This is a genomic window from uncultured Sulfitobacter sp., from assembly GCF_947500075.1.
GTDB lineage: Bacteria > Pseudomonadota > Alphaproteobacteria > Rhodobacterales > Rhodobacteraceae > Sulfitobacter.
In genome coordinates this window covers 47,785-65,780 of record NZ_CANMQS010000003.1, presented here as the reverse complement: position 1 = coordinate 65,780, position 17,996 = coordinate 47,785, and the positions used below count along the sequence as shown (strand labels likewise).

Annotated in this window: 22 protein-coding genes; 13 read left to right on the top strand and 9 right to left on the bottom strand. The window is 62.9% G+C overall.

All coding sequences use genetic code 11. From position 1 onward, the window contains the following. Positions 1-26: 26 nt before the first annotated feature. On the bottom strand, positions 27-620 hold the full coding sequence (locus tag Q1A91_RS10100; protein ID WP_299876384.1) for an NAD(P)H-dependent oxidoreductase: 594 nt from the start codon (positions 618-620) through the stop codon (positions 27-29). A 103-nt stretch (positions 621-723) separates the two neighbouring features. Here Q1A91_RS10100 and Q1A91_RS10095 point away from each other — a divergent pair, with 103 nt between their 5' ends. Together Q1A91_RS10095 and Q1A91_RS10090 are read left to right on the top strand one after the other, a co-directional pair. Further along, a complete protein-coding gene (locus Q1A91_RS10095) occupies positions 724-1,602 on the top strand; it encodes a LysR family transcriptional regulator (RefSeq protein ID WP_299876381.1) in 879 nt (292 codons plus the stop codon). After that, a complete protein-coding gene (locus Q1A91_RS10090) occupies positions 1,599-2,549 on the top strand; it encodes a DMT family transporter (RefSeq protein WP_299876378.1) in 951 nt (316 codons plus the stop codon). The genes Q1A91_RS10095 and Q1A91_RS10090 overlap by 4 nt, the downstream gene beginning before the upstream one ends. Here the strand turns inward: Q1A91_RS10090 and Q1A91_RS10085 are convergent. Together Q1A91_RS10085 and Q1A91_RS10080 are read right to left on the bottom strand one after the other, a co-directional pair. After that, the gene (locus Q1A91_RS10085) at positions 2,485-2,823 is read right to left on the bottom strand and encodes a metalloregulator ArsR/SmtB family transcription factor (RefSeq protein WP_299877706.1); all 339 of its coding nucleotides are present in this window, start codon (positions 2,821-2,823) and stop codon (positions 2,485-2,487) included. The two genes, Q1A91_RS10090 and Q1A91_RS10085, sit on opposite strands and share 65 nt — an antisense overlap. A gap of 41 nt (positions 2,824-2,864) precedes the next feature. After that, entirely contained in the window at positions 2,865-3,041 is a 177-nt protein-coding gene (locus tag Q1A91_RS10080) for a hypothetical protein (RefSeq protein WP_299876376.1), read from the bottom strand. Between the two features lie 166 nt (positions 3,042-3,207). On the opposite strand from Q1A91_RS10080, the gene Q1A91_RS10075 reads away from it, so the two are divergent. The 6 genes from Q1A91_RS10075 (at position 3,208) to Q1A91_RS10050 (ending at position 6,866) form a co-directional block, all read left to right on the top strand. Further along, the gene (locus Q1A91_RS10075; RefSeq protein ID WP_299876374.1) at positions 3,208-4,095 is read left to right on the top strand and encodes a LysR substrate-binding domain-containing protein; all 888 of its coding nucleotides are present in this window, start codon (positions 3,208-3,210) and stop codon (positions 4,093-4,095) included. A gap of 185 nt (positions 4,096-4,280) precedes the next feature. Continuing rightward, on the top strand, positions 4,281-4,631 hold the full coding sequence (locus tag Q1A91_RS10070; RefSeq protein ID WP_299876371.1) for an AtpZ/AtpI family protein: 351 nt from the start codon (positions 4,281-4,283) through the stop codon (positions 4,629-4,631). 2 nt (positions 4,632-4,633) lie between these two features. Beyond that, positions 4,634-5,386, top strand: coding sequence for a F0F1 ATP synthase subunit A (locus tag Q1A91_RS10065; RefSeq protein ID WP_299876369.1), 753 nt, complete (start codon positions 4,634-4,636; stop codon positions 5,384-5,386). A gap of 53 nt (positions 5,387-5,439) precedes the next feature. Further along, positions 5,440-5,664, top strand: coding sequence for a F0F1 ATP synthase subunit C (locus Q1A91_RS10060; RefSeq protein WP_011567586.1), 225 nt, complete (start codon positions 5,440-5,442; stop codon positions 5,662-5,664). A gap of 95 nt (positions 5,665-5,759) precedes the next feature. Then, a complete protein-coding gene (locus tag Q1A91_RS10055) occupies positions 5,760-6,287 on the top strand; it encodes a F0F1 ATP synthase subunit B' (protein ID WP_299876367.1) in 528 nt (175 codons plus the stop codon). Positions 6,288-6,290: 3 nt separating this feature from the next. Next, a complete protein-coding gene (locus Q1A91_RS10050) occupies positions 6,291-6,866 on the top strand; it encodes a F0F1 ATP synthase subunit B (protein WP_299876365.1) in 576 nt (191 codons plus the stop codon). Positions 6,867-7,035: 169 nt separating this feature from the next. Here Q1A91_RS10050 and Q1A91_RS10045 read toward each other — a convergent pair whose 3' ends face one another. Together Q1A91_RS10045 and Q1A91_RS10040 are read right to left on the bottom strand one after the other, a co-directional pair. Beyond that, positions 7,036-7,395, bottom strand: coding sequence for a hypothetical protein (locus tag Q1A91_RS10045; RefSeq protein WP_299876363.1), 360 nt, complete (start codon positions 7,393-7,395; stop codon positions 7,036-7,038). An 87-nt stretch (positions 7,396-7,482) separates the two neighbouring features. Next, positions 7,483-8,250: a FadR/GntR family transcriptional regulator gene (locus Q1A91_RS10040; protein WP_299876362.1), complete on the bottom strand. Its 768-nt coding sequence runs from the start codon at positions 8,248-8,250 to the stop codon at positions 7,483-7,485. 241 nt (positions 8,251-8,491) lie between these two features. On the opposite strand from Q1A91_RS10040, the gene Q1A91_RS10035 reads away from it, so the two are divergent. The 3 genes from Q1A91_RS10035 (at position 8,492) to Q1A91_RS10025 (ending at position 12,699) form a co-directional block, all read left to right on the top strand. After that, positions 8,492-8,659, top strand: coding sequence for a hypothetical protein (locus Q1A91_RS10035; RefSeq protein WP_299876361.1), 168 nt, complete (start codon positions 8,492-8,494; stop codon positions 8,657-8,659). Between the two features lie 163 nt (positions 8,660-8,822). Then, a complete protein-coding gene (gene smc / locus Q1A91_RS10030; RefSeq protein ID WP_299876359.1) occupies positions 8,823-12,278 on the top strand; it encodes a chromosome segregation protein SMC in 3,456 nt (1,151 codons plus the stop codon). A 4-nt stretch (positions 12,279-12,282) separates the two neighbouring features. Continuing rightward, positions 12,283-12,699: a hypothetical protein gene (locus Q1A91_RS10025; RefSeq protein WP_299876357.1), complete on the top strand. Its 417-nt coding sequence runs from the start codon at positions 12,283-12,285 to the stop codon at positions 12,697-12,699. A gap of 136 nt (positions 12,700-12,835) precedes the next feature. Here the strand turns inward: Q1A91_RS10025 and Q1A91_RS10020 are convergent, their stop codons facing one another. Genes Q1A91_RS10020 through cobD form a run of 3 tightly spaced genes read right to left on the bottom strand, consistent with a single transcriptional unit; the run spans position 12,836 to position 15,891 of the window. Beyond that, positions 12,836-14,020, bottom strand: a complete 1,185-nt coding sequence (locus Q1A91_RS10020) for a lytic murein transglycosylase (RefSeq protein ID WP_299876355.1) — start codon at positions 14,018-14,020, stop codon at positions 12,836-12,838. A gap of 9 nt (positions 14,021-14,029) precedes the next feature. Continuing rightward, complete coding sequence (gene cbiB, locus Q1A91_RS10015; RefSeq protein WP_299876353.1) at positions 14,030-14,944, bottom strand: adenosylcobinamide-phosphate synthase CbiB; 915 nt, start codon at positions 14,942-14,944, stop codon at positions 14,030-14,032. Continuing rightward, the gene (cobD, locus tag Q1A91_RS10010) at positions 14,941-15,891 is read right to left on the bottom strand and encodes a threonine-phosphate decarboxylase CobD (RefSeq protein ID WP_299876350.1); all 951 of its coding nucleotides are present in this window, start codon (positions 15,889-15,891) and stop codon (positions 14,941-14,943) included. The genes cbiB and cobD overlap by 4 nt, the downstream gene beginning before the upstream one ends. Positions 15,892-16,074: 183 nt before the next feature. Here cobD and Q1A91_RS10005 point away from each other — a divergent pair, with 183 nt between their 5' ends. Then, positions 16,075-16,440 carry a response regulator gene (locus Q1A91_RS10005; protein ID WP_299876348.1) on the top strand — a complete coding sequence of 122 codons (366 nt, stop codon included), beginning with the start codon at positions 16,075-16,077 and terminating at the stop codon, positions 16,438-16,440. A 2-nt stretch (positions 16,441-16,442) separates the two neighbouring features. On the opposite strand, the gene Q1A91_RS10000 is transcribed toward Q1A91_RS10005, so the two are convergent. After that, complete coding sequence (locus Q1A91_RS10000; RefSeq protein WP_299876346.1) at positions 16,443-17,417, bottom strand: glutathione S-transferase family protein; 975 nt, start codon at positions 17,415-17,417, stop codon at positions 16,443-16,445. 173 nt (positions 17,418-17,590) lie between these two features. On the opposite strand from Q1A91_RS10000, the gene Q1A91_RS09995 reads away from it, so the two are divergent. Further along, positions 17,591-17,950: a hypothetical protein gene (locus tag Q1A91_RS09995; protein ID WP_299876344.1), complete on the top strand. Its 360-nt coding sequence runs from the start codon at positions 17,591-17,593 to the stop codon at positions 17,948-17,950. Positions 17,951-17,996: the final 46 nt, after the last annotated feature.

Below are 17,996 nucleotides of genomic sequence, written 5' to 3'. Positions count from 1 at the left end.
CAGTATGCTTCGCCCTTTTTGAGGGCTCAAGCCGCCTCTTGCCGCGCAGGCAGGGCCGCAATCGCGGCATGGGCGCGGGCAAGGGTGCCATCCGCGTCCCTGGCCAGCGCATCGGCGGCAACCAGCGTGACATCGGTGATGCCCACAAAACCCAGCACATGGCGCAGATAGCCGCTGGCGAAATCAATGTCGGACCCGGCTGCCGTGCCACCGGAGGCCATCGCGATGATCGCGCGCTTGCCTTTGAGCAACCCTTCGGGGCCGTCTTGCGTATAGCGGAACGTCACACCGACGCGGGCGACCAGATCAATCCACGCCTTCAGCGACGCAGGCACGGAGAAGTTGTAGACCGGCAGTCCGATCACCAGCGTATCGGCCTGCATGATCTCTTCCACCAGCGCGTCCGAAAGGGTCAGTTCAGCCCGCTGGGCTTCGGTGCGGTCAGCCTCGGGCGTGGCGCGGGCTGTGACCCAGTCTTCGGTGATCTGCGGCAGGGGCGTCAGGGCCAGATCACGGGTGGTGATCTCCGACGAGGCCAGCATCGCGATGATGCGATCGGTCAGATCACGTGTCACGGACCCTTGGGTGGCAACGGAGCTGTCAATGCGAAGAAGTTTCATGGCGTGTCCTTTCCTAATGTCTGCCCTTGATATTGACCCTTGCATTTATGAACGCAACGGCGACAATAGCGCAGCTTATGTTGAAAATTGCACAGGTGCCCAAATGGAAAACTGGGATGAAATTCGAACCGCCTATCAGGTTGCCCGCAATGGCACCGTCAGCGGTGCGGCGGAAGTGCTGGGCGTGCATCATGCCACGGTGATCCGCCATATCGATGCGCTGGAAGGGCAGTTGGGCGTCAAGCTGTTCCAGCGCCATGCGCGCGGGTACACGCCGACCGAAGCCGGTCAGGACCTGTTGCGGGTGGCGCAAACCACGGATGACCAGTTCAGCCAGCTGGCCGGGCGCATCAAGGGGCGCGGCGCCGATGTGTCGGGAGAGCTGGTGGTGACCTCGCTTGCGTCGATGTCGCGGATGATGGTGCCGCTGCTGACCGCGTTTCAAGACGCTTACCCGGACGTGATCCTGCGGTATCTGACCGGGGACCGCCTGTTCCGGCTGGAATACGGGGAGGCACATGTGGCGATCCGCGCAGGCACCGCACCCGATCAGCCCGACAATGTCGTCCAGCCGCTGGCGGATATGTCGATGGCCCCCTACGCCAGCCGCAGCTACGTTGAGAAATTCGGCATGCCCGAAGGGCCGGAAGATTACGCCAAACACCGCTTTATCGGGGCCGATGACAGCAACAGCCGCGCGCCGCAGTACATCTGGCTGCGTGAGAACGTGCCGCTGGAGGCGGTCACATTCCGCTGCACCGAAAGCCATGTGGCGGATGCGGCCCTGCTGTCGGGGGCGGGGATCGGCTTCATGGGCGTGGCGCTGGCCGAAAGCCATCCCGACCTTGTCCAGATCCACCCGCCGCGCCCGGAATGGGTGGGCCCGCTGTGGCTGGTCACCCATGTCGATCTGCACCGCACCAGCAAGGTGCAGGCGCTGCTGGGGTTCATCAAGGACCACCTGCGCGGGCAATCTGTATGAGCCCTGCGGCACGCGGACATCTGGCGATGCTGGCATTTTCGGCGCTGGTGGCGGGGTCGTTTTCACTGGGTTCGCGGTCTGCCAATGACATTGATCCGGCGGCGTTCACCGCTGTACGGTTCGTGCTGGCCTCTGTGCTGCTGGGGCTGTTGGTCTGGCAACGGGGTGGTGCGCCCAAGGGCAGCTTTGCCGCGCCCTGGCGGTTCGCGGTCCTGGGGGGGCTGTTCGGCGTCTACTTTGTGCTGATGTTCGAGGGGCTGAAGACCGCGCCACCGGTGTCGGCGGCGGCGGTGTTCACGCTGGTGCCACTGATGTCCGCGCTCTTTGGCTGGATGCTGCTGCGGCAGATCCTGACCGCACGCATGGCCACAGCGCTGGGCATTGGCGGGATCGGCGCGCTTTGGGTGATTTTCCGCGCGGATTTCGCGGCTTTTGCGGCCTTTGATGTGGGGCAGGGGGAGATGATCTATTTCGTCGGCTGCATCGCGCATGCGATCTACACGCCCATGGTCGCCCGCCTGAACCGGGGGGAGACGGCGGTGATCCTGTCCTTTGGCACCACGGTCGCGGGGGGCATCCTGTTGATGCTCTACGCCTGGCCTGTGCTGATGGCGGTTGAGTGGACTGCGCTGCCTGGCCGCGTCTGGGTGACGCTGTTCTATACCTGCGTTTTTGCCACGGCGATCACGGTGGTGCTGGTGCAATACGCCACGATGCGCCTGCCGTCCGCCAAGGTCATGGCCTACACGTACCTGACGCCCTCATGGGTGATCGTGTGGGAGATCATGCTGGGCGGCGGCGCGCCGGTGGCGCTGGTGCTGGTGGGGGTGGCCCTGACGGTTGCCGCGCTCTTGATGCTGCTGCGCGATGACAGCCCGGCGGTCAGGGTTTCGCCGGGGGATCCGGCAGTTCCGCCGCCAGAAACCGCTCAAACGCGTCCAGATTGACGGGTTCGAACTGGCCAAACCCCTGCATCCAGATGGAGGCATCGCGCATCGCGTCGGGTTCCAGCTTGCACCATTTCACCCGCCCGCGTTTCTCCTGAGAGATCAGACCAGCGGTTGTGAGAACGCCAAGGTGTTTGGAGATCGCCGCCAGTGACATGTCAAACGGATCGGCCACGTCCGTGACGGCCATATCATCCTCCAAGAGCATCGCAAGGATCGCACGGCGGGTGGGATCGGCAAGGGCGGCAAAGACCTGATCAAGCGGGGCTGTCATGGCCATGTCATACCGCGCGCGCGGTGCAAGGGAAAGCCGCCTCAACCGCGCGGGTGATGGGTGGTCTGGGACGGATGCTGGTGGGTGTGGCGGGCCATGTCGGCCTCCGTGAGGCCGATGTCACGGGCGTGATGCGCCGACAGATCGCGGATGTGGGGGTGGCGCAGGTGGGCGCGCCAGCGGTTCCAGCCCGCCAGAAGGTGTTTGATATATGTCATTTCGGCACATCTTTCCCGGTCACGCACATGCGTGTTCGCCTCTGCAAAGGTCATTGGTCTGGGTCCAGTATGGTTGGGTTATCCTGCCTTCATTATCGCTGAATCGCCTGACGGCCACAAAGACAATTGCTTGACACCACATGTGCCTAAAACGCACAGATGGGCGATGTCCTTACCCTTGCCCCCTCTGAACGCCCTGCGCGCCTTTGAAGCCGCAGGCCGCCATGAGAGCTTCAGCCGTGCCGCCGAAGAGCTGAACGTCAGCCATTCCTCCATCAGCCGCCATGTGCGCGGGTTGGAGGACCGTCTGGGCATGCAGCTGTTTCGTGTGATGTCGCGCGGGCTGGTGCTGACCCGTGAGGGCGCGGCTTATCTCGCGGAAATCTCCCCGGCACTGGAGGCGATTGCGCAGGCGACCGAGGACATGGCCGAAATCCCCGAAGGGGTGGTCTGGATCAATGCCGAGCCGCTCTTTGCCGCGAAGTGGCTGATCCCGCGACTGGCATCGTTTCACGCGCTGCATCCGGAGGTGGAGGTGCGGGTTGAGGCGTCAAAACGGCTGGCGGACGTGCAGCGGTATGAAACCGACCTGGCGCTGCGGTTTGTGCACCCGGGCGGCAAGTATCCCCTGTCTGAACTGGTCAGCGACGCGCCGCTGTATCCGTTTGCAGCACCGTCGCTGGTGTCCGGCGCGTTGACCGACCCGGCGGAGGTTCTGACCTACCCGCTGCTGCGCGACCGGGGCAGTGACATCTGGTCCCGCTGGTGCAAGGTGGCTGGCCTGCCTGAGGACGACGCGCCACAGTTCAACTGGTACATGCGCTCGCCCATGGCCTATGAGGCTGCGCTGACCGGGCAGGCGATCATCCTGATCTCGGCCGAGGTGGTGGATCATGACGCCAAAGCGGGCCGGCTGGTGCGCGTGTCCGACGTCGGGTTTCAGTCGGGCGGCTTCTATCTGGTGCGCTCCGAAGGGGCGATGCGGCGCAAGGCGGTGCGGGTGTTCCGGGACTGGCTGCTGTTGGAAAGCGCGCCGTGGCGCAGTGCGGGATGAGGTAAGATCAACCATTTGGTTGAATAACGAATATAGGGGATTTGGTGCTGCATCGCGGCAATCCACCTCACGTTGCGCTCAATTAATTGCATGCGAAACAAATGGTTATGGTAAATTTGCCCCGCGTTGACTCCCATCCCGCTGAGCGGTATCCCCTCCCCAAGCATTCAAGTGGGGAAAGCGGCGTGACCGACCCGGACCAACAGCGGCAGTTAGAGCAGCTTGAGGCCAAAATCGACGCTGCGAAACGGCGCACAGAGCCGACACCCCGCGCGGATGAGCATTATTCGCAAGCGCAGCTTGCCTGGCGGATGGTGATCGAACTCGTGGCCGGTCTTGGGATCGGTTTCGGCATGGGATACGGGCTGGACTGGCTGTTTGGCACACTTCCCCTCTTCATGGTGGTGTTCACCATGCTGGGCCTGGCGGCCGGGGTGAAGACGATGATGAACTCTGCACGTGAAGTGCAGGAGAAGATTGAGGCGGATACCGCCGAAGACGACACGCCGCACAGCGGCAAAGATGAGGGAGCCTGAGAATGGCGGACGCAAAAGGCGAAGAAGGCGGTCTGGTTTTCCACCCGATGGACCAGTTTGAGATTAAGTCCTTCTTTACAGATGGCGCAGTTGGCATGTTCACCGTGACCAATGCGACGGTCTGGATGGCATTTGCTGTCCTTGCCACCTTTGCTCTGTTGGTCTTGGGCAGCTCCAAACGCGCGATTGTCCCGTCGCGGATGCAATCCGTCGCCGAACTCGCCTACGGCTTCGTGCACAAGATGGTCGAAGACATCTGTGGCAAGGAGGGGCTGAAATACTTTCCCTACATCATGACGCTGTTCATGTTCATCGTCTGCGCCAACTTCCTGGGCCTGATTCCGACCGCCTTTACGCCCACGTCCCATTTCGCGGTGACTGTTGTGCTGGCGATGGCGGTCTTCCTTACGGTGACCATCCTAGGCTTCGTCAAGAACGGCGCGGGGTTCCTGAGCCTGTTCTGGGTGGCCTCCGCCCCCCTGGCACTGCGCCCCATTCTGGCGATCATCGAACTGATCTCGTACTTCGTGCGGCCCGTGAGCCACTCCATTCGTCTGGCGGGCAACGTCATGGCGGGCCACGCGGTGATCAAGGTTTTCGCAGGCTTCGCGGCCATCACCGCCGTCAGCCCCATCGCGATCCTTGGGATCACGGCGATGTACGGTCTGGAGGTTCTTGTGTCCTTCATCCAGGCTTATGTTTTCACCATTTTGACGTGTGTCTATCTGAAAGACGCGCTTCACCCGCATCACTAACGAACGGTGGGTTTCACCCACCCTACGCAACTTCCAACGCATAGGAGAATATCATGGAAGGCGAACTCGCACACATCGGCGCAGGTCTGGCAGCAATCGGTTCCGGGGCAGCAGCCATCGGGGTTGGCAACGTGGCCGGCAACTATCTGGCAGGCGCATTGCGCAACCCCTCTGCCGCCGCTTCCCAAACAGCAACACTCTTCATCGGCATCGCCTTTGCCGAGGCTCTGGGCATCTTCGCCTTCCTCGTCGCGCTGCTGCTGATGTTCGCTGTCTAAGACCTTTAGAGACTGACATCCCTATGCACGGGCAGATGCGCAACACTTGCGTATCTGCCCCGCACCGGGTCCAAGTTCCCTAAGGAGACGCCAAGATGGCAACTGAAACACATTCCGCAGCCGCTGACGCAGCCCCCGGCATGCCGCAGCTGGATTTCTCCACCTGGGGAAACCAGATTTTCTGGCTGGTGCTGGCGCTGATTGCGACCTACCTGATCCTGTCCCGCGTGGCGCTGCCGCGTATCGGTGCGGTTCTGGCCGAACGTCAGGGCACGATCACCAATGACATTGCCGCGGCTGAAGATTTGAAAGCCAAGGCTGTCGACGCTGAAGAGGCCTATAACAAGGCGCTCGTGGATGCCCGTGCCGAAGCACAGCGCATCGTGGCGGAGACCAAAGCAGAAATTCAGGCGGACCTTGATACCGCCATTGCCAAGGCCGATGGAGAGATCGCCGCGAAAGCCGCCGAATCCCAGAAAGCCATCGAAGAGATCCGCGCCGGTGCCATGGACAGCGTCAAGGTTGTCGCCAAGGACACCGCCAAGGAAATCATCGCTGCAATGGGTGGCAAGGCTGACGCCAAGACCGTGACCGCCGCCGTCACCGCACGGATGAAAGGGTAAGACATGCTGAATGCCATGCGTACAAGCGCCACTGCCCTGATGATCACGGTTCTTGCCTCCCCCGCCTTTGCCGCCGGGGACAAACCGTTCTTCTCGCTCAAGAACACCGATTTCGTGGTGCTTCTGGCGTTCCTGCTGTTCATCGCGGTGTTGTTCTATTTCAAGGTGCCCAGCCTGCTGGGTGGGATGCTGGACAAACGTGCCGAGGGCATTAGCTCGGAGCTTTCCGAAGCCCGCGCCCTGCGCGAAGAAGCACAAACCTTGCTGGCCAGCTATGAGCGCAAGCACAAGGAAGTGCAGGATCAGGCGGACCGGATTGTATCCGCCGCCAAGGAAGAAGCCCGTCTTGCCGCAGAGCAAGCCCGCGTCGATCTGGGCAAATCGCTGGAGCGCCGAATGGCCGCTGCTGAAGATCAGATCGCCTCTGCCCAAAGTGCTGCTGTGAAGGCGGTGCGGGATCAGGCGGTGACGGTTGCCGTCGCTGCGGCGCGCGATGTGATTGCCAAGCAGATGAGTGCTACGGATGGCAATGCGCTGATTGACGATGCCATCAAGCAGGTGGATGCGAAGCTGCACTGAAGCGGTTTGGTTCGAGAGGTTAGGAAGGCCCCGGTTTTGCCGGGGCTTTTTTGTTGGGGTGGGTTCGATACTGCACACCGCGCGCTGGGCGGCGGACGCGAGCGGCCTTGATACCGGGCGGGGATGGGATGACCGCTATGAGTCCAAAGTCACAGGTTTGTCACGAACGCTAAGCCGAGTTCTTGGACTCATACGAAACTCTTAGGTCTTCATAGCCATCAGTCTTCAGATTGGTGCGAATGCGGGCATCCAACATAGGAATAGTTACATCTGCTGACCCTATCATTGCCTGTTCTCGCCTGTGGCATCGAAGAGCCAATGCGTGTATTTCTTGGTAGAATGACCACGCCACTAGTTTGATTAAGTCATTGTTTTTAAATTTAACTTCAACGGCAAGCTCCGCTTCGTCGTTGGCTTTGACGAGTTCAGAGAACCGACCGGAATTCTCACTAAAAATGACCGCATCAGTGATGTCTATTTGATTTGGCCAGAGAGTTTGAATGGTTTGGTGGAGTGCTTCAATTTTCATATCTCTATGTTAACAAACGCCTTCGTCCATGTAGATGGTTAATCAAGTTCCAAGACCCGCAAAGTCCCGCAAAGCCGACACAAACCCTCACCCCTCCACCTCATGCGCCAGCCGCAACCGCGCCACCTCCTCATTCCGCTCCGCCTTCTGCTGGTCCATCAAACACGCGCCCACATAATCCAGATGCGCCTCAACCGCCGCCCGCGCCCCTGCCTCATCGCGCGCCTGTAACGCCGCGTTGATCGCCCGGTGCTGCTCCAGCAAAGCCGCCCGGCTGGTGCGTTGCTTGAACATCACCTGCCGGTTGTAAAACACACCTTCGCGCAGCAGCTCATACATCGACCGCATCATATGCAGCATCACCACGTTATGACTGGCCTCGATGATCGCCATGTGGAACTGCGCGTCGAGCTGCGCTTCTTTCTCGGCGTTGCGTTTGGTGTGGACCGCTTCCATCTTCTCCAGAATCGCCGCAATCACCGCCAGATCTGTGTCAGACGCCAGCTTCGCCGCGCGCGCCGCTGCCAGCCCTTCCATATCCCGGCGGAAGGACAGGTAGTCGAACACCGCCTCGTCATGCCGCGCAAAGAGCGCCACCAAAGCGGGCGAAAACGCCCCGCCCAGCACTTCCGCAACATAGACCCCGGCACCGGCCCGCGCGGTCAGCAACCCGGTCTCCTGCAAGTGGGAGATCGCATCGCGCAGCGATGGGCGCGACACCGCCAGCCGTTCGGCCAGCTCCCGCTCCGCTGGCAGCCGTTCACCGGGGCGCAGGATGCCGCGCAGGATCAATTGTTCGATCTGGCGGATCACCGCGTGTGAGAGCTTTTCAGGGGTCACAGGCTGGAAGGGCATCGGGTTTTCCTTGGATTGGTCAGATTATATGACCGCAGAGGCGATGCGGTAAAGCCCCGCAAGGTTTTTCACAGATCGTAAGGTTTTGTTAACCCTGATCGCCCCATGATCTCTCATGCTCCGATGCATCTTCTCTCTTCTGATTTTGACTGTCCTGACCGCCTGCAATACCCCCAGCCCCGCATTTCGGGGCCTCCCTCCGACGCGTGTGACTGTCGACGGGTCAACCTTTGATGTGCGCGTGCGGGAGGATCGGGCGGAGGCGATCCGCATCAACCCCGAATACGCCCCCCGTTTCGGTCCCATCCGGACCCGTGCCGCTGCCGCCATGGCGCAGGTCAGCGGGTGTGAGGTCAAAGCCGTTGGTGGCGATCAGGCGCTTGCGGTGGGCATTCTGGACTGCGATTGAGCCTGCACCTGACCCTGCGCCGGCGAAAATCCGCAATATCTTGTGGATAAAACCACCCTGACCCCTCCTGATTGTGCCGCCCGGTTGACTTGACCCCTGTTGAGGCGTCATTTTCACCTGATAATCCGGAATCAACCGGACCCCTATCAGGAACCCCCGCCCGTTGCGTTTTTCCAAACTCAGGCTGACCGGCTTCAAAAGCTTTGTGGACCCCACCGATCTGATCATCGCCGATGGTCTGACCGGTGTTGTGGGGCCAAACGGCTGTGGCAAGTCGAACCTGCTGGAAGCGCTGCGCTGGGTCATGGGGGAGAACCGCCCCACGGCGATGCGCGGCGGCGGGATGGAGGATGTGATCTTTGCCGGCGCTGCCACCCGGCCCGCGCGCAACTTCGCCGAAGTCGCCCTGCACATCGACAACAGTGACCGTCTGGCCCCTGCGGGGTTCAACGACAACGACCAGCTTGATGTCATTCGCCGCATCACCCGCGACGTGGGCAGCGCGTACAAGGCGGCGGGCAAAGACGTGCGGGCGCGGGATGTGCAGATGCTCTTTGCCGACGCCTCCACCGGGGCGCATTCCCCCGCGTTGGTCCGGCAGGGCCAGATTGCCGAACTGATCAACGCCAAACCCAAGAACCGCCGCCGCATTCTGGAAGAGGCGGCCGGCATCTCCGGCCTCTACCAACGCCGCCATGAAGCCGAACTGAAACTCAACGCCGCCGAAGCGAACCTGCTGCGCGTGGACGACGTGATTGAACAGCTTGCCACGCAACTGGCGCAACTCGCCCGCCAGGCCCGTCAGGCGGCGCGTTACCGCGAAATCGGCGATCAGCTGCGTCGCACTGAAGGCATGTTGCTCTACCGCCGCTGGCGCGAAGCCGATGACGCCCGCGCCACCGCCGATGAGGCCCTGCGCAGCCACACGACCCTTGCCGCACAGGCCGAAGCACAAGTGCAACAGGCCGCCAAACTGCGCGCTCAGGCCGAAGAGGCGCTGCCGCCCCTGCGCGAAGAAGAAGCCATCGCGGCGGCCATCCTGCAACGCCTCGCCGTGCAGCGCGACACGCTGGCCGATGAAGAGGCCCGCGCCGCCGCGACCATCGACACGCTGACACACCGCATCGACCAGCTGACCCGCGACATCGACCGCGAAGGCGGGCTGAACCGCGATGCAGGCGACACCATTGAACGGCTGGAATGGGAAGCGACCGAACTGGCCAAAGCCAGCGAAGGCCATGCAGACGCGCTGGAAGCTGCCAATGAAGCCGCGCGGGAGGCGGCATCGGTTTTGCAAGAACGTGAAGGCGATCTGGCCACCCAGACCGAAGATGCCGCCCGGTTGGTTGCGAAACACGGCTCCGCCGAACGGCTGCTGCAAGACAGCCGGAAAACCCAGGCCAAATCCGAAGCGGAAGCAGACAAGGCGCGGCAGGCTGTGGCCGATGCGCAAGCCGCCCTCGCCAAAGCAGGCGAGGATTACGAGACCGCGCGCACAGCTGAGCAAACCGCAACCCGCGCTGCCGCTGCCGCGGACGCCGCCCTGATCGCCGCCGAAGACGCCCGCGCGGACACCCAGGCGAAAGAGGCGGACGCACGCGGCGAACGATCAGAAGCCGAAGGCGAGATGAACGCCCTGCGTGCAGAAGCCGCCGCCCTTGCCAAACTGGTGGAACGGGACACCGCCGAAGGGGGCCAGATCCTCGACCGGTTGCAGGTTGAACACGGGTTTGAAAAGGCGCTGGGCGCCGCCCTTGCCGATGATCTGCGCGCGCCCGAAGTGGATGCCGATGGCCCCTCCGGTTGGGCCGTCCTGCCCGGTTATGACAGTGCGCAGCCTTTGCCCGCGGGCGTCACCCCGCTCAGCCAGCATGTATCGGTGCCGGATGTCCTCACCCGCCGCATGGGCCAGATCGGACTGGTGGACGCGGACGAAGGGGCGGCGCTGCAACCCTTTCTCAAACCCGGCCAGCGGCTGGTGTCTACCGAAGGGGACCTGTGGCGCTGGGACGGGTTCCGCGCCTGGGCCGAAGATGCGCCCTCAGCGGCCGCGTTGCGTCTGCAACAGCTCAACCGGCTTGAAGTGCTCAAACAATCGCTGGAGCAGGCCAGCCAGCGGGCCGAAGGCGCGCGCGCTGCCCATGACAGCCTGACTGCCGATCTTGCCGCCCGCACCGAAGCCGACCGCGCGGCCCGTACCGCCCGTCGCGCAGCGGATGCTGCCGTTGCGGATGCCGGCCGCGCCCTCAGCCGCGCCGAAGCGGACCGCAACCTGTCACAGGGCCGTCTGGAAAGCCTGGGCCTTGCCGTGACGCGCCATGAGGAAGAAGCCATGGCCGCCCGTGGTCGCCTGCTGGAAGCGGAACGGGCGCTGGCCGAATTGGGGGATCCGTCGGAGGCCCGCGCCGCCGTCGAAGACCTGCGCATGACTGTGGAGGCCGCGCGGATCACCATGATGTCCCGCCGCTCCGCCCATGACGAGTTGCGCCGCGAGGGGGAGGCCCGCACCAGGCGCGCGCAGGAAGTCACCAAGGAGATCAGCGGTTGGAAGCATCGCCTTGAGACGGCAGAAAAGCGCAGCGCCGAACTGGTCAGCCGGAAAGAGGACTCCGAAGCGGAGCTGATCAAGGCGCAAGCTCTGCCCGATGAGATCGCCGCCAAACGGGAGGCGTTGTCCGAACAGATCCACACCGCAGAGACCCGCAAGGCCGACGCCGCCGATGCGCTCTCTGCCGCCGAAAGCGCTTTGCGCGACGCGACATCGGCCGAACGCGAAGCCGCCCGCACAGCCTCAGAGGCCCGCGAAGCCCGCGCCGCCTCCGAAGCCCGCTCGGAAGCCGCCCGCGACAGCGTCGCCATCGCCGCGGAGCGCATTGCGGAGGAATCGCAGCAGACACCGAACCAACTGCTCACCTCCCTGGGGGTGGTCCCCGATCAGATGCCCGGTGCCGATGCGCTGGAGGGCGACGTGAATCGCCTCAAACGCCAGCGTGACGCGCTGGGCGCGGTGAACCTGCGCGCGGAGGAAGACGCTGCCGAAGTGCAGACCGAATACGACACGCTCACCACCGAAAAGGCCGATCTGGAAGAAGCAATCGCCACGCTCCGCTCCGGTATCGCCAGCCTCAACCGGGAGGGGCGCGAACGGCTGCTGACCGCGTTTGAGCAGGTCAATGCCAACTTCTCCCTCCTGTTCCGCCATCTCTTCGGCGGGGGTGAGGCGAATTTGGTCATGGTCGAATCTGATGACCCGCTGGAAGCTGGTCTTGAGATCATGTGCCAACCGCCGGGCAAGAAACTCAGCACCCTCAGCCTGCTGTCAGGCGGGGAGCAGACGCTGACCGCGATGGCGCTGATCTTTGCCGTGTTCCTCGCCAATCCCGCACCGATCTGTGTGCTGGACGAAGTTGACGCGCCGCTGGATGACGCCAATGTGACGCGGTTCTGCGACCTGCTGGATGAGATGTGCCGCCAGACCGACACACGGTTCCTGATCATCACCCACCATGCGGTGACCATGGCGCGGATGGACCGCCTGTTTGGCGTGACCATGGCCGAACAGGGCGTGAGCCAGCTGGTCTCCGTTGATCTGAAGAAAGCTGAAACGATGGTGGCCTGACGGCGTGCCGCACGCAGAGGTGATCGCAAGGGGCTGGATCGCGCGCAGCACAGCACGTAGCCTGCACCTCATGCGCGCCCTGTTTGCTTTCCTCCTCTTCACCACCCCCGCCCATGCGGAGACTTTCACGCTTCTCAGCGGCGATGAGGCGCTCGAACGGGCGGAGGTTATCGCCATGACCGCCAACAACGACGTGGCGTTCTTCGAGGGGGGCGTTTCCCGATACTCAGTCGGTGGCGCCTACAGCTACACCTATGCCAACGACGGCGGCACGGCCTATGGCCGCTTCAACGTGGCCCCCGACGGGCTGATCTGCATCGCGTTCCGCAACGGCCGCAGCCGCTGCGACCGGTTTGTGCGCAGCCACGGGCGGCTGGTGATGATCACCGAAAACGGCGACCGCTTCCCGGTCCGCCCCTGAGACGGGAATCTCACCCCTTCTCCCCATGATGCCTGCCCGGTCTGCGACAAACACAAGGGCCCGCCACCCTATCACCGCCCTGGCCCCTCTTTTTGGCCAAAAATATCCCTGCGCAACAGACTGAACAGGCGCCGCGCTAGAGTTTGGACAGTAACGCAGGCGTCGGCCAGCCATCCACCGGCATCCCCAGCCGGGCCTGTTCGGCCCGCACCGCAGCCCGTGTGCCCGCGCCCAGAATGCCATCAATGCCGCCCACGTCATGCCCCAGGGCCTGCAACCGAGTCTGCAACCGCTTCATCTGCGCGCCATCCAGACCCGGCTCGGGAGAGCCTGCATCAAACACCTCCGCCCCGTTCAGACGGGTCGCGAAATAGGCGGCGGTCATCACATAGGTAAAGCTCTGGTTCCAATCGAAATAGACCTGAAAATTCGGATAGGCGAGGAAGGCCGGCCCGCGCCGTCCCTGCGGCAGCAGGATCGACGCTGACAGCCCCTCCCGCAACGCGCCATTGCGCGGCTGCACGCCCATCGCCTGCCAGTCGGCCACGGGTTTCACCACCTGTAACCCGGTCTGCGACCAGTCGAAATCACCGGGCAAGGCCACCTCCGCAATCCACGGCTCCCCTGCGCGCCATCCCAGCGATTGCAACATCTTGGCCCCCGACATCAGCGCATCCGGCGCGGAGGTTTTCAGCGACACGTCCCCGTCGCCATCGCCGTCCACACCATTCTCCAGAATGTCGCGCGGCAGCATCTGCACCATGCCGATCTCACCTGCCCATGCGCCTGTGGTGCGGCGGGGATCAAACCCGCCGCGCGCATACAATTCCATCGCGGCAAAGACCTGCGGGCGGAAGAGCTCTGGTCGGCGGCAATCATGCGCCAGCGTCACCAGCGCATTGGCGGTGTTGAAATCCCCCTGAAAGGTGCCGTAGTCCGTTTCAAACGCCCAGAAGGCCAGCAGCACGCCCCGGTCCACGCCGTATGTCGCCTCGATCCGGTCAAACACCGCATCATAGCGGTCGCCATTGGCCCGCCCCCGGTTGATCCTGTCGTTGGAAATCAAACGCCGTGCGAAATCCACGAAAGGGATCTGAAACACGCCTTGCTTGCGGTCCGCGCTGAGCACGGCAGGGTCTTGTCGGATGCCTTTGAGGAATTGATCCGCCGTTTCCGGCGCAATGCCGTGGCTGGCGACGGCCTCCGCCTTCAAGCCGCCGATGAACTCGGAAAACGAACCGCCGCATTGGGCCAGGGCAGGCAGGGCCAAAGCAGGCATGAGCAGGGTGCAAAACGGCAAAGCCAACAGAAAACGTCGCATGTAAATCCTTCACATCATCACAAGGCCCAGCACCAGCGCCAGCCCGACCATCAGCCCCCACGCCCGCCACAGGCAAGCGATGGCCGCATCAATATCCACCGGCCCCAAGGCCCGTTTGCCATCCGCATTCACCCAAGCGAACGGCTGCATCACCCCATCATAGGCGCGCGGCCCGGCAAGAGCCACTGCGATGGCCCGCGCCATCGCCGCCTCCGGCCAGCCGGCATTGGGAGAGCGGTGTTGCCCCGCATCCGCGCGGATCGCCACCCACGCACGCAGCTGCCGCGCAGGCAGGGCGATCAGCGCCGCCGTCAGCCGGGCGGGGATCCAGTTCATGACATCATCCATCCGCGCGGCGGCCCAGCCAAAAGCCGCATGGCGCGGGGTGCGGTAGCCGATCATGCTGTCGGCCGTGTTCACCACCTTGTAGATCAGGATCCCCGGCAGCCCGCCGATCAGAAACCAGAAGGCAGGCGCGATCACCCCGTCGCTGAGGTTCTCTGCCGCGCTTTCAATCGCAGAGCGGGCGACCGCAGGTTCCTCCATCGCGGCGGTATCGCGGCTGACGATCATCGCCACATCGCGGCGGCCCTGTTGCAGCGACATCCGCAAGCCGCGGGCCACGGCGGCGACATGATCGACCAGTGACCGTTGGGCCAGCAGCACAGCAGCGGCCAGGATTTCCACCACCGGGCCAAACAGCGCCAGCACCGCGCCAACCCCGCCAGCACCGGCCATGACACCAAGCAAAACGAAAACGCCCTTCAGCCTCCGGCCCTCGCCTGTGTTGAACCGCGCATCCGCCCAGCCGATCATCCGGCCCATCACCACCGCCGGATGGGGCGCGCGGGACCAGAGCCACCGGGGCTCTCCCATCACCGCATCCAGCAGCAGGGCGCAGACAAGGATCAACGCGCTGTTCATGCCAGGGCGCGGGTGAGCCTGTCCCACCCGTCAGGCCCCGGCAGGCCCAACCGCAGCCAGCGGGCATTGTAGGGAAAAACCCGGCTCCAGATGTGATGCCGGGCAAGGCGGTCCTGCCACGCCGATGCCTCAGCCACATCATAAAGCCGGAACAGCGTGGTGCCGCCAACGCCTGCCGCGCCGGCGCGTTGCATCATGTCATCAAGGCGCGCGCTGTCTTCTGCCAGCCGGGTGCGTGTCTGCGCGGCCCAGGTTGGATCTTCCAGTGCGGTGCGCCCGATTTCCACCGCGGGTCCGGCCACCGCCCAGGGGCCCAGCATCGCGTCCATTGCTGCCACTAACGCAGGATCACCGATCACAAACCCCAACCGCACCCCGGCCAGCCCCCAGAACTTGCCAAAGCTCTTCAGGACCAGCGTGCCGGGATGCGTTGCCGCTTCGATCAGGCTCTGCTCCGGGGCGATGTCGCAAAAGCTCTCATCAAGGATGCGGAGCGTGCCGGTCAGATCATCCACTTGCCACAGGCGGCCATCGGGATTGTTGGGGTGCACATGCACGCTGGCATCGGCGCTTTGCACATCCTCCAGAACCTGCCAGCCTGCTTGCGCAAAACTGGCCGCATGTTCGTTGTAGGTGGGGGCGGGGATATGGACGCGCCCTTTGGGCATCAGCGCCGGGATCCGCGCAATCGCGGCGGATGCGCCGGGCACCGGCAAAACCGCGCAGCCTTCCGGCACGCCCCAGAACTGCCGTGCCGCCGCGATCAAAGCGTCCCGCGCGCCCCGGTCAGGCAAGGCCGTCCAGGCGTCAGGTGACAGCGCAGGCAAAGGGTAAGGCACCGGGTTGATCCCGGTCGACAGATCCAGCCAATCGCCGCGCGCGCCGCCATAAAGCGCCGCCGCCCCGTCCAGCCCGCCGCCGTGATCTCTCGTGTTGTGCTGGCTCACCCATCTCTCCCGGATTGCTGGTGTTTTTACCACCGCGCTGATCCAAAGCGGAAATCTGCCTCCTGTGCAAGGAACGAGGTTGAGTAAGAAATTATTTTGAGTGTAAAGTTTCGCGCAGCGGGTCAGGATGACGTATGGTCAACATCGATCTTTGCGCAAAACAGAACCGCTTCGGATATTTCGATGAACGTGTTGATTGTAGAAAGCCGGAGCGAGCTTGGCACGCTTTGGAAAACCCACTTGCAGCGGCAAGGTATGGACGTCACGCTCGTGGGCGACCAGGAGGGTGCGATCAACCATCTGACGACCCAGCCCACCGACATCATTGTTCTTGATCTGGTGCTGGAAGACGGCGCCGCCCTTGCCGTTGCGGATTACGCCAACTACCGCGTGCCGGAGGCGCGCGTGGTGTTTGTCACCAACACCACGTTCTTTTCGGATGGGTCAATCTTTGCCCATTCCGCCAATGCCCGTGCATTCTTGCCCAGTGACACTTCACCCGAAGATCTTGCCGCGATGATCGAGCATTACGCCGCCGAGGCGAGCTGACGTCACCCCCGCCCATGTGGCGCATCGAAGTCGAGCACCGGGTTGGTCGGGATGATCCGGTGCGGATTGATGCTGTCATGGCTGTAGTGGTAGTGCCGCACGATGTGGTCAAAATTCACCGTCTCCGCCACCCCCGGCACCTGATAGAGTTCCCGCGTGTAGGCCCAGAGGTTGGGATAATCGATGATCCGCTTGCGGTTGCATTTGAAGTGCAGGTGATAGACGGGGTCAAACCGCACCAGCGTCGGAAACAGCCGCCAGTCGGCTTCGGTCAGGGCATCCCCCATCAGGTAGCGATTCTGCGACAGGCGGTCTTCGAGCCAGTCGAGCGTGTCAAAGAGCGGGCCAATCGCGTCGTCATAGGCTTCCTGCGTGGTGGCAAAGCCGCAGCGATAGACGCCATTGTTGAAGGTGTCATAGATCCGGTCGTTCACCGGCTCGATTGCCGCGCGCAGGTTCTCGGGCCAATAGTCATCCGTGTTCCCGGTCACCCCGTTGAAGGCGTCGTTGAACATGCGGATAATCTCGGAGCTTTCGTTGGAGACGATGGTGCCCTCCTGCGTATCCCACAGGATCGGCACGGTCACGCGGCCCGAAAAGGTGGGATCCGCGCGGGTGTAGATGTCACGGGCAAACGGCAGGCCGAATTGCTGGTCTCCGGTCGCACCCTTGTGGTCTGTGGCGAAGGTCCAGCCGTCGTTCAGCATATCGGGATGGACAACGGAAAAGCCGATGTGCGGGGCAAGGCCCTTGATCTGGCGGAAGATCAGCGTGCGGTGCGCCCAGGGACAGGCATAGCTGACGTAGAGATGGTAGCGGCCTGATGCCGCAGCAAACCCACCGCGCCCCGAAGGGCCAGCGCTGCCATCCGTTGTCACCCAGTTGCGGAATTTGGCCGCGGCGCGTTCAAATTTCCCCCCAGTGCTGGAGGTGTCGTACCATGTGTCGTGCCACTGTCCGTCTACCAAAAGGCCCATTGATCGCGCTCCCGTCTGCTGTGTCTGCTTTTAACTAGAGCCTGCGGATCAGGCTGCACAGACCTGTTCCAGCGCACCTGACCTGCGCAAATGCACAAGATCACGCCGGAGGCCCTTGAATACTGTTGACTCCCTCCAGCAATGTCCCATCTCTTGGCGCGGGGGGAAAGACTATGGAACCGACGTTCTCGAAAGAGATTCGCGACGCACTTGATACTGCGCGGCGGCTGACATCACAGAAATCATCGCGGTTGCGGGTGATGGCAAACGACCGGGTCTTCGCGCTTGATGCGATGTGGAAGACCGGTTTTGCGATTGACCTCGCCGATGCGCCACGCCTGCGTGGACGGGTTGATGTCTTCGAGGGGTCACATCATCTGTTTCAATGCCTGATCGTCGCCAACCGCGAAGAGCAGGGCAAGATGTGCTACGATTTCAAACGCGCAACACCCGTTGCCACGGGGGCTGCCCTTGATTTCGTGAAAGAGCCCACAGCGGATGTACCCCGCCTGCCTCGGCCGATATTAACCTGAAGAACGCCGCGCAAGGCGCTGATTTGTCATCAGTAACAAAAGGTTA